The organism is Nocardia sp. CDC153 (assembly GCF_035818515.1).
Classification (GTDB): domain Bacteria; phylum Actinomycetota; class Actinomycetes; order Mycobacteriales; family Mycobacteriaceae; genus Nocardia.
This window is the reverse complement of record NZ_JAYKYU010000003.1, coordinates 521,590-537,780: the sequence shown is the minus strand read 5'-3', so window position 1 is coordinate 537,780 and position 16,191 is coordinate 521,590. Positions and strand designations below refer to the sequence as shown.

The 16,191-nt window shown below is 70.7% G+C and carries 3 protein-coding genes; all 3 read left to right on the top strand.

Features of this window, described 5'->3' with window-relative positions; translation table 11 throughout:
* Window positions 1–15: 15 nt before the first annotated feature.
* The 3 genes from VMT65_RS19030 to VMT65_RS19020 all read left to right on the top strand — a co-directional run bounded on the left by VMT65_RS19030 (window position 16) and on the right by VMT65_RS19020 (window position 16,143).
* Window positions 16–996 (top strand): helix-turn-helix transcriptional regulator, encoded by a 981-nt coding sequence (locus VMT65_RS19030; protein WP_326309642.1) that lies wholly within the window; start codon window positions 16–18, stop codon window positions 994–996.
* Between the two features lie 214 nt (window positions 997–1,210).
* Window positions 1,211–8,557 (top strand): amino acid adenylation domain-containing protein, encoded by a 7,347-nt coding sequence (locus VMT65_RS19025; RefSeq protein ID WP_442790265.1) that lies wholly within the window; start codon window positions 1,211–1,213, stop codon window positions 8,555–8,557.
* A 260-nt stretch (window positions 8,558–8,817) separates the two neighbouring features.
* Window positions 8,818–16,143, top strand: a complete 7,326-nt coding sequence (locus VMT65_RS19020; protein WP_326309639.1) for a non-ribosomal peptide synthetase — start codon at window positions 8,818–8,820, stop codon at window positions 16,141–16,143.
* The last annotated feature ends 48 nt before the right edge of the window (window positions 16,144–16,191 follow it).

Below are 16,191 nucleotides of genomic sequence, written 5' to 3'. Positions count from 1 at the left end.
ACGCCGGTGGGCGCGGTGACGACACTGGACGATCTCTTCGACCCGGCCTCGCTGCCCGGCCGCTGCTACGCGGTGCTCGTGCAGCATCCGCGCTCGACCGTGCCGGAAGTGGCCGAGCGCCTGGCCATTCCGCCGCGCGTGGCCGAGGCCGCGCTGGAGGCGCTGTGCCAGCTCGAGGCCGCGGTGCGCCTGACCGACGGCAAGGGCGTGGTGCGTTTCGACGCGCATGCCCCGGAAGCCTTGTCGGAGGCCGAGACTCGACGCCGCAATCAGGACATGCTGCGCATGCAGTCGGCCGCCGCGCGCCTGGGCGAGACCTTCCGCTCGGTGCGCCGCACCACCGATGCCGACGGCGCGGTGGTGGCGGTGTACGAACGTCGCCAGCTGCTGGCCGATTTCGAGGATCTGCAGCACACCGCGCACGCCTGCGTGAAGGTGGTGGAGCGCGGCCCGTTCCTCTCCGATGTGGAGACCGAGGAGCGGATGTTCGAGCTCAAGTCCTCGCGCATCCAGGCCGGAATCGACTACCGGACCCTGTATCAGGAGACCATCTACCAGGATCCCGAGCGGCTGCGGCACGTGCTGGCCACCAATGCGGTTGGCGCGCAGGCGCGTACGCTGCCCGATCCGCCCATGAAGCTGATCGTCGCCGACGACCGGCGCGCGGTGCTGGTGCTGCACACCGACGAACGCCGCGGCGACCCCATGGGTGTGCGCGTGGGCCCGTCGCCCACGCTGGACCTGCTGGTCAAGACCTTCGACGCGCTGTGGCTCATGGCCACCCCGATCTCGGTGAATCCCGCTGAGGCCCTGGACGAACGCGACAAGGCGATCCTGACGCTCATGAGCATGGGCGCGACCGACGACACCATCGCCCGCCGACTGGGTCTCTCGCGTCGAACCGTGGTGCGCCGCACCGCAAGTCTGCTCGAGCGCCTCGGCGCGAGCACTCGCTTCCAAGCGGGAGTTCAGGCGACACGCCGCGGCTGGCTATAAACATCTTGTGGTCCAAGTCACTTCGTGGCAACAATCGTCGCTGCTCAGCGATAGTTGGGTCGTATGGCCGCTCGAGGCCGCTCGCGCGCCTCGATATGATCGAGTGATCCGCTGACCCTCCTCGACGTCCCGGGAACAGACGTCACTTTCATGGGGTTCGGTCGAGTGTCTTCGGCCTGCGGAAATGACGGACCCGAGAGGTGATTGCACGCGTATGGAGACTGCCCGCCGTTCTGCTCGCGGTACTCGTCGGCGTCGGTCCGGCAGCCCGCTCTTCGGACAGTTGCTCACCTCCGCCGTCGAATCGGCGGCCAATGTGACTGCAATTCGTTTCAATCCTACCGGTAATCCGGCCGACCAGCGAGAGATCAGCTACCGCGAACTCGACGCGCAGTCCTCGCGACTGGCCCGAGAGCTGATCGCGCGCGGGGTCGGGCCCGGTGCCATGGTCGCCATCGGCATCACCCGCTCGATCGAGTCGGTGCTCTCGGTCTGGGCCATCGCCAAGACCGGCGCGGCGTACGTGCCCGTCGACCCGGCCTATCCGCCGGACCGCATCGACCATCTGCTCACCGACTCCGGCGCGGTGCTCGGCCTGACAACGCGGGAGTACCGCGGCGCGCTGGGCGACGCGGCCGAATGGATCGAACTCGACGATCCGGCACAGGCGCAGCGCATCGCCGCGCACCCGGACCACCCCATCTCCTACGCCGACCGCCTGGGCACGCTGACCGAACAGCACCCGGCCTACGTCATCTACACCTCCGGCTCGACCGGCAAGCCCAAGGGCGTGGTGGTCACCCACACCGGCCTGGCCGGGCTGGTCGCCGCCGAGCGCGAGCACTACGCGGTCACCGCCGAGTCGCGGGTGCTGCACGTCTGCTCGCCGAGCTTCGACGTCTCGGTGCTGGAACTGCTGCTGACCTTCACCGCCGGTGCGACCCTCGTCATCGCACCGGCCGGTGTCTTCGGCGGTGTCGAGCTGGCCGAACTGCTGGGCCGCGAACGCGTCACGCACGTGCTGATCACGCCGGGCGCGCTGGAGTCGGTGGACCCGGCCGGGCTGACCGAGTTGCGCACCGTCGTGGTGGCGGGCGACAAGTTCGGGCCCGAATTGGTGTCGCGGTGGGCCACCGGGACCCGCTCCTTCTACAACGGCTACGGCCCCACCGAGGCCACGATTCTGGCCACCTCCAGCGCGCCGCTGCTGCCGGGCGAGGCCATCACCATCGGCTCGGCGATTCCGGGAGTCGGTGCCTACGTACTGGATTCGCGGCTGCGCCCGGTGCCGGACGGCGTGGTCGGCGAGCTCTACCTCTCGGGTCCCGCGCTGGCCCAGGGGTACAACCGACGCCCCGGCCTGACCGCGGAACGCTTCGTGGCCAGCCCCTTCGGCGAGGCGGCCGGTTCCCCGGGCGCGCGGCTGTACCGCACCGGCGACCTGGTCCGCCGCACCCCCGCCGATGCCGACCACCCGGGCATCATCGAGTACCTGGGCCGCTCCGACTTCCAGGTGAAGATCCGCGGCCTGCGCATCGAACTGGGCGAGATCGACAATGCGCTGAGCGCGCACCCGGACGTGGATTTCGCTGCCACCCTGGGCAAGTCGCTGCCCTCGGGCGCGACCGCGCTGGTGTCCTACGTGCTGCCGCGGCCGGGCGCGAGCCTGGACACCGCGGCGCTGGCCGCCCACGTCGGCGAGTCGCTGCCCGCCTACATGGTGCCGTCGGCGATCGTGGTGCTCGACGAGATTCCGCTGACCCCGGTGGGCAAGCTGGATCGAAACGCGTTGCCGGAGCCCGTGTTCGCGGCCCGCGAGTTCCGCGCCCCGGCCACCCGCGCCGAGGAACTCATCGCGGAAGTCTTCGCGGCCCTGCTGATTCCGGACAACCCGGACGCGCGCGTGGGCGCGGACGACGACTTCTTCGAGCTCGGCGGCAACTCGCTGCTGGCGGCGCAGGCCGCCGCGCGCATCGGCACCGCGCTGGGCGTGCGGGTTCCGGTGCATGTGCTGTTCGCGGGCTCGACCGTGGCCGAGCTGGCACGGGCGCTCGAGGGCGAAACCGCCCCGGCCGCAACCGGACCGGCGCTGGGCACGCTGCCGCGCCCGAACCGGGTGCCGCTGTCGTTCGCGCAGCAGCGCATGTGGTTCCTCAACCGCTTCGATCCGAACAGCGCCGTGGACAATATGCCGCTCGCGGTGCGGCTGTCGGGTGCGCTCGACGTGGACGCCATGCGGGCCGCCGCCGCGGATCTCGTCGCGCGCCACGAGGTGTTGCGCACCATCTACCCCGAGGTGGACGGCGAGGGCTTCCAGCAGGTGCTCTCGATCGAGGATCCGCGCGCGCTGCCCGAGCTGCCGGTTCTCGACATCGACGCCGCCGAGATCCCGGCCGCCGTGGCCGAAGTCGTCGGCACCGGCTTCGATGTGACCGCCGCGCCGCCGCTGCGCCTGCGCCTGCTGCGCGTCGCGCCCGACGAGCACGTGCTGGTCGCCGCGATCTATCACATTGCCGCCGACGGCGTTTCGATCGGCGTGCTGGCCCGCGATCTGGTGACCGCCTACGCCGAGCGGGTGCGCGGCGCGGTGCCGGGCTGGGCTCCGCTGCCGGTCCAGTACGCGGATTACGCGGTGTGGCAGCGGGAATCGCTGGGCAGCGAGGACGATCCGGACTCGCCGCTGGCCCGCCAGATCGCCTACTGGCGCGCCGAGCTGGCCGACCTGCCCGACGAACTGGTGCTGCCGTGGGACCGCCCGCGGCCCGCCGTCGCCTCCTACCGGGGCGGCACCCACGCCTTCCGCCTGGACGACGAGATCTACGCGGCCGCACGGCGATTCGCCGAAACCCACAACACTACGCTGTTCATGGTGGTGCACGCCGCGCTGGCGGTGCTGCTGGCGCGGCTGTCGGGCACCCGCGACATCGCCATCGGCACCCCGGTGGCCGGGCGCGGCGAGGCCGAACTCGACGACCTCATCGGCATGTTCGTCAACACCCTGGTGCTGCGCACCGACATCGACCCGGCCGCCTCCTTCGCGGACCTGGTGGGCGCGGTGCGCGAGACCGACGTGCGCGCCTTCGGCCACGCCGACGTGCCGTTCGAGCGCCTGGTGGAACTGCTGGACCCGGCCCGCTCGCAGGCCCGCAATCCGCTGTTCCAGGTCATGCTGACCTTCCAGAACATGGCACCGACCCGCCTGGAGCTGCCCGGGCTCACGGTGGCGGGCGCGGACCTGGAGATCCCCTTCGCCAAGTTCGATCTGCAGCTCACCCTGCAGGAATCGCACGACGAACAGGGCGACGCGACCGCCATGGCCGCCGAATTCTCCTACGCCACCGACCTTTTCGACCCGGCCACGGTCGCCGAACTGGCGGCCCGCTTCCAGCGCGTGCTGGCCGCGGTGACCGCCGCCCCGACCGCGCCGGTCGGCGATCTCCCGCTGTTCTCGGCGGGGGAGCGGCAGCGCATCCTCACCGACTGGAACGCCACCGCCTTCGACGTGGCGGCCACGCTGCCCGAAGGCGATGCGGCGACCCTGGTTTCGCGTTTCGAGGCCCAGGTCGCGGCCACCCCCGACGCCGTCGCGCTGGTCTTCGAGGACGAGCGACTCACCTACCGCGAGCTGTCCGAGCGCTCCAGCCGCCTGGCCCGCGAACTGCTCATGAACGGCTACGGCCCGGGACCGGAATCGCTGGTGGCCCTGGCCATGCGGCGGTCGGTCGAGCTGGTGGTCGCCATGTACGCGGTGCTGAAGACCGGCGCGGCCTATGTGCCGCTGGATCCGGACCAGCCGATCGAGCGCAATGGCCACATTCTCGACACCGCCCAGCCCCGCATGGTCCTGACCACCGAGCGGGACGGCTTCTCCACAGGCGGCCGCGAACTGACACTGCTGTGGGTGGAGCAGCTCGAAGACGTTGCGCTGCAACGGCACAGCGGTGCCCCGGTCGCCGATGCCGAGCGGGTCGCGCCGCTGCGGGCGGCGAACACGGCCTATGTCATCTTCACCTCGGGTTCGACCGGACGGCCCAAGGGCGTCGCGGTATCGCACGGGGCCATTGTCAACCGCCTGGTGTGGATGCAGCACGAGTACCCGCTGACCGCGGATGACGCTGTGCTGCAGAAGACCCCGGCCACCTTCGACGTGTCGGTGTGGGAGTTCTTCTGGCCCTTGCAGACCGGCGCGCGCCTGGTGGTCGCCAAGCCGGACGGGCACCGGGATCCGGTGTATCTGGCGCAGGTCATCGCCGAACAGGGCATTACGACAGCGCATTTCGTGCCGTCCATGCTGTCGGCGTTCGTGGCCACGCTCGACAATGACAGCGAACTGGCGGACGCGGGCCGCGGGCTGCGGCAGGTGTTCGCCTCCGGTGAGGCGCTGCCCGCGCCGACCGCGCGGCAGCTGCGCGCGCTGACCGGTGCGCGCCTGCACAACCTGTACGGCCCGACCGAGGCCGCGGTCGACGTCACCTATCACGAGGCGACCGACGCGGACACCGTGTCGATGCCGATCGGTCGGCCGGTCTTCAATACCCGCGTCTACGTGCTGGATTCGCGGCTCAACCCGGTGCCGGTCGGTGTCGCGGGTGAGCTGTATCTGGCGGGCGCGCAGTTGGCGCGCGGGTACGTCGAGCGGCCCGACCTGACCGCCGACCGCTTCGTGGCCGACCCGTTCGGGACCGGCGAACGCCTCTACCGCACGGGCGATCTCGTGAAGTGGACCGCCGCGGGCGAGCTGGAGTACCTGGGCCGCACCGACTTCCAGGTGAAGCTGCGCGGTCTGCGCATCGAGCTGGGCGAGATCGAGGCCGCGCTGCTGGCGCAGCCGGGTGTGGCGCAGTCGGTCGTGGTGGTGCGCGCCGACGCCCACACCGGCGATCAGCTGGTCGGCTATGTCGCGTCCACCGACGCCGATGTCACCGCCGAGAACCTGAAGACCGCGCTGGCGCAGTCGCTTCCGGCGTACATGGTGCCGTCGGCGATCGTGGTGCTGGAGGAGTTTCCGCTCAATGCTTCGGGCAAGCTGGATCGTAGGGCGCTGCCGGCCCCGGTCTTCGAAACCAAGTCTTTCCGTGCGCCGTCGACGCCGATCGAGGAGATCGTGGCGGGTGTGTTCGCGGATCTGCTCGGTGCCGATCGTGTGGGTGCCGATGACGATTTCTTCGAGCTGGGTGGCAATTCCCTGATCGCGACCCGCGCGGTCTCGCGGATCAATGCCGCCCTGGACACCAATGTCGCGGTGCGTGAACTCTTCGAGACCGCAACGGTTTCCGGCCTGGCGGCCCGCATCGTGCCGGGCAATAGCGAGGGCGTGCGTCCGCCGCTGGTGGCGGGGGAGCGTCCGGCGCGGATTCCGTTGTCGTTGGCGCAGCAGCGCATGTGGGTGCTCAATCAGTTGGATCCGGAGTCCCCGGCCTACAACATTCCCATGGTCATCCGCCTGACCGGCGCGCTCGACGTGCCCGCCCTGCGGCACGCCGTCGAGGACGTCCTGACCCGTCACGAGGTGCTGCGCACCCGTTACCCCGAGTCGGCCCCGGGCGCACCCGCCTACCAGGAGATCCTCTCGATCGCCGACGCGCTGCCGGGCGGCCTGGAGACCGAACGCGCCGCCGACATCGGCGCCCGCGTCGCCGAACTGGTCGGCACCGGATTCGATGTGGCCCAGCGGGTTCCGGTGCGCATTCGCCTGATCAGCGGCGACGATCCGGACGACTACCTGCTGGTCCTGGTCGCCCACCACATCGCGGCCGACGGCGCGTCCATGGCCCCGCTGGCCCGCGACCTCATGACCGCGTACCTGGCGCACGCCGCCGGCACGGCCCCCGCCTGGACGCCGCTGTCGGTGCAGTACGCCGACTACGCGGTCTGGCAGCGCGCGGCACTCGGCCTCGAGGACGACGAGAACTCCGCCGCCGCCGCGCAACTGAACTACTGGCGCGAACAGCTGGCCGGGCTGTCGGTCCGCCCGCTGCTGCCGCTGGACCGGCCGCGTCCCGCGGCGTCGGCCATGCGCGGCGCGCTGCTGGACTACACGCTGCCGGCCGAGGTGCACGCGGGCCTGAATCGCCTTGCGCGCCAACACAATGCCTCGCTGTTCATGGTGGTACACGCCGCCGTGGCGGCCTGGCTGGCGCGCCTGTCGGGCAGCGCGGACGTGGTGCTCGGCACGGCGGTCGCGGGGCGTGGCGAGCGTGCGCTGGACGATCTGGTCGGCATGTTCGTCAACACCCTCACCCTGCGCACCCAGGTCGATGTGTCCGCGCCCTTCGACGATCTGGTCGAGCGGGCCCGCGAGACCGACCTGTCGGCCTTCGCGCACGCGGACCTCCCGTTCGAGCGGGTCGCGGAGATCGCGGCACCCGGCCGCACCCCCGCGAATCCGCTGCTGCAGGTGGTGCTCTCGCTGCAGAACACCGAGACCCCGGTGCTGGAACTGCCGGGCCTCACCGTCGCCGCGGTCGACACCGACCTGGCCACCGCCAAGTTCGACCTGCAGATCAGCGTCGAACCGCGCCCCGGCGTGGACGGCGCGGCCGGCGAGCTGGCCGTGATCCTCAACTACGACACCGAACTGTTCGAGGAGTCCTCCATGGACTCCTTCGGCCGGGCGCTGGAGCGGGTGCTCACCGCGGTCGCCGCGGATCCGCACCTGCCGGTCGGCGAGATCGTGCTGCTGGACCAGGCGGAATCGGCCGCGGTGCACGCGCTTTCGCAGCCCGCGCCGGAGCCCGCCGGGGTCGGCGTGCGCGGGGCCGCCCTGGCCCAGGTGCTCACCACCGCCGCCGAGGACGATCCGGAGGGCCCGGCCCTGGTCTGGGGCGAGCAGACGCTGACCTACCAGGAGCTCGACGCGCGCTCGTCGCGCCTGGCCCGGGTGCTCATCGCCCGCGGCAGCGGTCCGGGCACGGGTGTCGTGCTGCGACTGGACCGCGGCGTGGACCAGGTCGTCGCGGTGTGGGCGGTGTTGAAGGCGGGCACCATGGTGGTCCCGTTCGCGTCCGCCGAGGCGCCGGGACAGGACGTGAAGGTCGGCATCACCGTCGGCACCGCGCCCGAATCCGTGCACGGCGTGGAGTGGCTGGTTCTCGACGATCCGGAGACGGCGGCCGAGATCGCGGCCGAGTCGGCGCGACCGGTCACCTACGCCCATCGCATTCGCGCCCTGCGCGGCGGCGATCCGGCCCGGGTGGCGGCCGATGGCGAACTCACCTACGACGGCCTGGCCGCCGTGGTGGACCGGGCCCGCGGCCTGGACCTCACCTTCGAATCCCGCACCTTCCACCACGGCGCGGCCGACACCGCGCTGGCCATGATCGAGTTGGTGGCCGCCGGTGCGGTCGGCGCGTCGGTGGTGCTGGTGGATGCGGAATCCGGTGCGGACCTGTCCGAGGCCCTCGCCGACGAGTGGGTCACCCACGTCTTCGCCGAGCACGACCGATTGGGCGAGCTGAATCCGGCTCCGCTCGAGGATCTTCGAGCCCTGGTGCTGGACGCTCCCACCCCGGTCGCCGAGCGGTGGTCGGAGTCCGCCACCGTGCTGGTGCTGCCCGAATAGCGGTCCCGAAGCCGCTTCTCGCGCCGCCGGATTCACCTCCCGGCGGCGCGATTCATAGCTATTCTAAATAGCTATGTCGCGGCTCACATGCTGCAACGTCGCGACGGGAGCTGCGATAGTCCCTTCCAGTTCGAGCCGCCGTGCCAACGGTCCGCGGATATGCTGTGCCCGGTTCGCCCGGCCGTGCGGTGTGGTCGGTTCGGGCTGGTCGAAATGTCTCGGCACGTGTGGACTGCTGTACCTGTGAGGTGAACAACAAGATGGATACTGCTCGCAGATCAGCTCGGGGTGGTCGCCGTCGCCGTTCCGGTAGCCCATTCTTCGGGCAACTGCTCACCGCCGCAGTGGAATCCGCCGCCGATGCCGTGGCCGTCAGTTTCAACCCGACCGGAGCGCCGCAGGATCTCCGCGAGTTCACCTATCGCGAGCTGGACGAACAGTCCTCACAGGTGGCCCGCGAACTCATCGCCCTGGGTGTCGGCCCGGGCGATGTGGTGGCCATGGGCATCGCCCGCTCGATCGAATCGGTGTTGGCCATGTGGGCCATCGTCAAGACCGGCGCCACGTATCTGCCGGTGGATCCGACCTATCCGGCGGATCGGATCGAGCACATGCTCACCGATTCCGGCGCGAAATTCGGTGTCACCCTGGCGGCCCACCGCCCCGGGCTGGGCACCGCCGCCTACTGGATCGAACTCGATGACGCGGCCCGTGCCGAGCGCATCGCCGGGCGGCCCGCCCACCCCATCTCCTACGCCGACCGCACCCGGCCGCTGACCGAACAGCACCTGGCCTACGTCATCTACACCTCCGGCTCCACCGGCAAACCCAAGGGTGTGGCCATCACCCACGCGGGTCTGGCCGGACTGGCCGCGCGCCGGGAAAGCCGTGGGGTGACCGGAGATTCGCGCATCACCCAGCTGACCACCCCGAGCTTCGACTTCTCCATCGTCGAGATGCTGTACGCGTTCACCGCGGGCGCGACGCTGGTCGTGGTGCCGCCGGACGTGTTCGGCGGCCCGGAGCTGTCGGAACTGCTGCGCCGCGAACGGGTCACCCACATCTGCATCACCCCGGCGGTGCTGGAGTCGCTGGATCCGGCCGTGCCGCAGGACCTGCAGTCGATCATGTGCGGCGGGGAACGGGTCCCGCCCGCGCTGGTGGACCGCTGGATCACCCCCGACCGCGACTTCTACATCGAATACGGCCCCACCGAGGTCACCGCCCTCTCGACCGGCACCGCGCCCCTCGAACCGGGCGGCGGCACCCACATCGGCACGCTGCTGCCGGGCATCGGCGCGTACGTGCTGGACACCGGGCTGCGGCCGGTGCCCCCGGGCGTGGTCGGCGAGCTGTATCTGGCGGGCCCGGCCCTGGCCGAGGGCTATCTGAACCGGCCCGCGCTGACCGCCGAGCGTTTCGTCGCGAGTCCGTACGGCGAACCCGGGCAACGCCTGTACCGGACCGGTGACCTGGTCAAACGCCTGGAGAACGGGAACTTCGAACACCACGGCCGCACCGACTTCCAGGTCAAGATCCGCGGCCTGCGCATCGAACTCGGCGAGATCGACAGCGCCTTCGTCGGACACCCGGACGTGGATTTCGCGGTCACCCTCGGCACCACGCTGCCCACCGGGGCGGCGGCCCTGGTCACCTACGTGCTGCCGACACCCGGAAAACACGTGGACACAACGGAATTGGCGGACTTCGCCGGAGAATCCCTGCCCGCGTACATGGTTCCGGCGGCCATCATGGTGCTCGACGAGATCCCGCTGACCCCGGTCGGCAAGGTGGATCGTGAGCGGCTGCCGGAACCGGTGTTCACCGGCAAGGAATTCAAGGCACCCGCCACCCCGGCCGAACAGGCTGTGGCCGAGGTGTTCTCCGGCCTGCTCACCCCGCCCGGTGCCGACCCGCTGCCCATCGGGTCCGATGACGACTTCTTCGAACTGGGCGGCAACTCGCTGTTGGCCACCCAGGCGGTGGCCCGCATCGGCACGGCGTTGGGCACCCGGGTGCCGGTGCGTGTGCTGTTCGAGGCGTCCACGGTGGCCGACCTGGCCCGACTGGTCACCGGCGAGGTCGCGGCCGACGACGCCACGCCCGCGCTGACCGCCGGACCGCGACCCGACCGGGTGCCGCTGTCCTACGCGCAGCAGCGCATGTGGTTCCTCAATCGCTTCGATCCCGCCAGCGCGGTGGACAATGTGCCGCTCGCGGTGCGACTGTCCGGCGAACTGGATCTCGAAGCCCTGCGCGCGGCCGTCCGCGACCTGGTGGCACGGCACGAGGTACTGCGCACCGTCTACCCCGAGGTGGACGGCGAGGGCTACCAGCAGGTACTGCCGCTCACCGATGAGCGTGCGGTGCCGGACCTTTCGGTCGAGGACGTCTCCGCCGACACCGTGACGGCCCGGGTCATGGCCCTGGGCGGCGCGGGCTTCGACGTCACCGCCGCCCCGCCGCTTCGGCTGGCGGTGCTGCGACTCGCGCCCACCGAACAGGTCCTGGTGTGCGTGATCCACCACATCGCCGCCGACGGCTTCTCCATGGGCCCGTTCATCCGGGATCTGGTGAGCGCCTACGTTTCTCGCGGCTCCGGCGCCGAGCCGCACTGGCAACCGCTGCCGGTGCAGTACGCCGATTACACGCTGTGGCAGCGCGCGGTGCTGGGGTCCGAGGACGACGAGAACTCCACGCTGGCACGGCAACTCGCGTTCTGGCGCGAAACCCTGGCCGACCTGCCCGATGAACTGGTGCTGCCGTCGGATCGCCCGCGCCCGCCGGTCGCCTCCTATCGCGGCGGCACCTTCCGCTTCGAGTTGGACGACGACGTGTACGCGGGGGTGCGCGCGCTCGCGCGCGGCACCAACGGCACCACCTTCATGGTGGTGCACGCCGCCCTGGCCGTGCTGTTGGCCCGCCTCTCGGGCACCCGCGACATCGCGGTCGGCACCCCGGTGGCGGGCCGCGGTGAGACCGAACTCGACGACCTCATCGGCATGTTCGTCAATACCCTGGTCCTGCGCACCGACGTCGATCCCGCGCTCGGTTTCGCCGAATTGCTGGGCCGGGTCCGGGAATCGGATGTGCGCGCCTTCGGCCACGCCGACGTGCCCTTCGAACGCCTGGTGGACCTGCTCGAACCGGCGCGCTCGCAGGCCCGCAATCCGCTGTTCCAGGTCATGCTGTCGTTCCAGAACCTGGCCCCGACGGAGTTCCGACTACCCGGCCTCACCGTCTCCGGCGCGGACCTCGAGGTGCCCTTCGCCAAGTTCGACTTCCAGCTCACCGTGCAGGAAACGGTGGACGAGCGCGGCGACGGCACCGGCATGGCCGCCGAATTCTCCTATGCCACCGATCTTTTCGACGAGCCGACCATCGCCTCGTTCGCCCGTCGCTTCGCGCGGGTGCTGGAGTCGGCCGCGGCCGATCCCGACGCCCCGGTCGGCGACCTGGACCTGCTCTCCACCGTGGAGCGGCAGCGGGTCCTGACCGACTGGAACGACACCGAATTCGATGTGCGCACCGCGGTCGGGCTGCCGGAAGGCATTGTGCCGAGCCTGGTTTCGATGTTCGAGGCCCAGGTCGCCGAGACGCCGGAGGCGGTGGCGCTGGTCTTCGGCGACGAGCGGCTCACCTACCGCGAACTGGCGCAGCGCTCCCGCCGACTGGCCCGCGAGCTCATGGACGGCTACGGCGTCGGACCGGAAACCCTGGTGGCCCTGGTCATTCGGCGCTCCACCGAACTCGTGGTGGCCATGTACGCGGTGCTGCAGACCGGTGCGGCGTACGTGCCGCTGGATCCGGAACAGCCCGTCGAGCGCAATGAGCACATTCTCGACACCGCCCGGCCCCGGCTGGCGCTGACCACCTGGCGCGACGGCTTCGGCAGCGGCTCCGGCATTCCGACCCTCTTCGTCGAGGAGGCCGAGGAGCTCGCGCGGACCCACCGGGCCGCCGGGCCCATCACGAATGCCGAACGGACACTGCCCTTGCGCGCCGAGCACACCGCGTACGTGCTCTTCACCTCGGGTTCGACCGGGCGGCCGAAGGGTGTCGCCGTCTCGCACGCCGCGATCGTCAATCGCCTGGTGTGGATGCAGGCGCGGTACCGGCTGAGCTACGCCGATGTGGTGCTGCAGAAAACCCCGGCCACCTTCGATGTGTCGGTGTGGGAGTTCTTCTGGCCCTTGCAGACCGGCGCGCGGCTGGTGGTCGCCAAGCCCGACGGGCATCGCGATCCGATCTACCTGGCGCAGGTCATCGCCGAACACGGCGTCACCACGGCGCATTTCGTGCCGTCCATGCTGGCGGTCTTCCTGTCCGCGCTCGGCGCCGAGATCGCGCCCGGCGAACTCGCGCTGCGGCAGGTGTTCGCCTCCGGTGAGGCGCTGCCCGCGCCGACCGCGCAGCGGCTGCGCGAGCTGACCGGCGCGCGGCTGCACAATCTGTACGGTCCCACCGAGGCGGCGGTCGACGTCACCTATCACGAGGTCACCGACGCCGACACGGTCTCGGTGCCGATCGGGCGGCCGGTGTTCAATACCCGCCTGTATGTGCTGGATTCACGGCTGCGGCCGGTCGCGCCGGGTATCGCCGGTGAGCTGTACCTGGCCGGTGATCAGCTCGCCACCGGCTATGTGGCCCGCCCGGATTTGACCGCGGACCGCTTCGTGGCCGACCCGTTCGGCGACGGCGACCGCATGTACCGCACCGGTGACCTGGTGAAGTGGACGGCCGACGGCGAGCTGGAGTACCTGGGCCGCACCGACTTCCAGGTGAAGCTGCGCGGTCTGCGCATCGAGCTGGGTGAGATCGAGGCGGCGCTGCTGGCCCGGCCGGGCGTCGCGCAGTCGGTGGTCGTGGTGCGCGCCGACGCGCACGCCGGTGATCAGTTGGTGGCCTACGTGGTCGGCGAACCCGCCGCCGAGCTCGACGTGGCGGAGGTGAAAGCCGCGCTGGCGCAGTCGCTTCCGGCGTACATGGTGCCGTCGGCGATCGTGGTGCTGGAGGAGTTTCCGCTCAATGCCTCGGGCAAGCTGGATCGTAAGGCGTTGCCCGCTCCGGTCTTCGAAACCAAGTCCTTCCGTGCGCCGTCGACGCCGATCGAGGAGATCGTGGCGGGTGTGTTCGCCGATCTGCTCGGTGCCGATCGTGTGGGTGCCGATGACGATTTCTTCGAGCTGGGTGGCAATTCCCTGATCGCGACCCGTGCCGTGTCGCGCATCAACGAGGCTCTCGAGACGACCGTCGCGGTGCGCGAACTCTTCGAGACCGCAACGGTTTCCGGGCTCGCGGCTCGCATTGTTCCGGGCACGGCCGCGGGGGCTCGTCCGCCGTTGGTAGCGGGGGAGCGTCCGGCGCGGATTCCGTTGTCGTTGGCGCAGCAGCGTATGTGGGTGCTCAATCAGTTGGATCCGGAGTCCCCGGCCTACAACATTCCGATGGTCATCCGCCTGACCGGTGCGCTCGACGTATCCGCGCTGACGCAGGCCGCCGAGGACATCCTCACCCGTCACGAGGTGCTGCGCACCCGCTACCCGGAATCCGGTCCCGGCGGTGCGCCTCATCAGGAGATCCTCTCGGTCGCCGACGCGCTGCCGGGCGGGCTCGAGATCGAGCGCGCCCACGACATCGGCGCTCGGGTGCGGGAGCTGATTCTCACCGGATTCGATGTGGCGCAACAGGTTCCGGTACGGCTGCGACTGCTCACCGGTGACGCGCCCGACGACTACCTGCTCATCCTGGTGGCCCATCACATCGCCGCCGACGGGGCCTCCTTCGCGCCGCTGGCCCGGGACCTGATGACCGCCTATCTGTCCCGTGCCGAGGGCGAAACCCCGAGCTGGGCACCGCTTCCCGTGCAGTACGCCGATTTCGCGCTCTGGCAGCGCGCGGTGATCGGGTCCGAGGACGACCCGGACTCGCTCGCCGCCGCGCAGCTCGACTACTGGCGTGCGCGGCTCGCGAATCTGCCCGCGCGCCAACCGCTGCCGCTGGATCGACCCCGCCCGGCGGTGCCGTCCATGGCGGGCGCGCTCGTCGACACGGTGGTACCCGCCGAGATCCACGCGGAACTGAATCGCATTGCGCGACGGCACAATGCGTCGCTGTTCATGGTCGTGCACGCCGCGGTCGCGGTCCTGCTGGCCCGCATGTCCGGCAGCGCCGACATCACCATCGGCACCGCCGTCGCGGGTCGCGGTGAACGAGCGCTCGACGGCCTGGTCGGCATGTTCGTGAACACCCTGGCCCTGCGCACCGCCGTCGACACCGCCGCCTCCTTCGACGAAGTGGTGGCCGCCGCTCGCGAAACCGATCTGTCCGCCTTCGCCCACGCCGATGTGCCCTACGAGCGGGTGGCCGAATTGGCCGCACCGGGCCGCGGTTCCGGCGATCCGCTGCTGCAGGTGGTGCTGGCCCTGCAGAACAACGAGGTGGCCGCCCTCGAACTGCCCGGCCTGACGGTGTCCGCGGTGGACGCGGATCTGGCCGCCGCCAAGTTCGATCTGCAGATCTCGGTCGAGCCCGGCCCGCCCGCCGCCGACGGCGGCCCCGGAGACCTGGCCGTCGTCTTCGCCTACGCCACCGAACTGTTCGACGAGGCGACCATCGAGGCGCTGGCCGCGCGGCTGCTGCGCATTCTCACCGCCGTCACCCGCGATTCGCATATGCCGGTGGGCGACATCGACATTCTGGACCCGGCCGAACGCGCCCGGTCCCGGCCCGCACCCACGCCGGTCCCGACCGCCGCCGCGCGCGGCACCGCACTGCCGCAGTCGCTGACGGCCACGGTCGAGGACGACCCGGACGGCCCCGCCCTGGTGTGGGGCGACGAGACGGTGACCTACCGCGATCTCGACGCCCGCTCCTCCCGCTTGGCCCGCTTCCTCATCGGACGCGGCTGCGGGCCCGGCACCGGCGTGGCGCTCCGCTTCGACCGCGGCGTCGACCTGGTCGTGGCCACCTGGGCCGTGCTCAAGGCGGGTGCCGCCGTCATCGCCCTGGCCACCCTGGACCGGCTGCCACCCAGCGAACTGGACGTGAAACTCGGCCTCACCACGGGCCTTCCGATCGCCGTGCCCGGCATCGACTGGCTGGCCGTGGACGATCCGGCCGTGGCCGCCGAGGTCACCACCGAATCCGCGCGGCCGGTGACCTACGCGCACCGCACCCGGGCGCTGCGCGGCGAGGACATCGCCTTCGCCGCACCCGGCCGGGCGTCGCTGAGCTACGACGCGGTGGCCGCGCTGGCCGAACGGGTCCGCGCCGAGACGGAGCTGACCTTCGAATCCCGCACCTACCATCTGACTTCCGCGGACCACCCGTTCGTGGTGCTGGAGGCCGTCGCCGCGGGCGGGGTCGGGGCGTCAATGGTCCTGACGGACCCGGAATCCGATCCCACCGAGACGCTCACCGAGGAATGGGTCACCCACCTGTTCGCCGAACGCGGACGCCTGGACGGGCTGGATCCCGCCGACCTCGATGATCTCGCGGCCGTCGTGGTGGATGGTCGTGCGGTCCCGCCGCGGTGGTCGGGCCGCACCGTCCTGCCCCTTCCGGGAGCCGCCGACGTCCGATGAGCACCGGGTAAATTGCCCGGAGTGGCTCTCCCGCCCGTAGGACTGAAT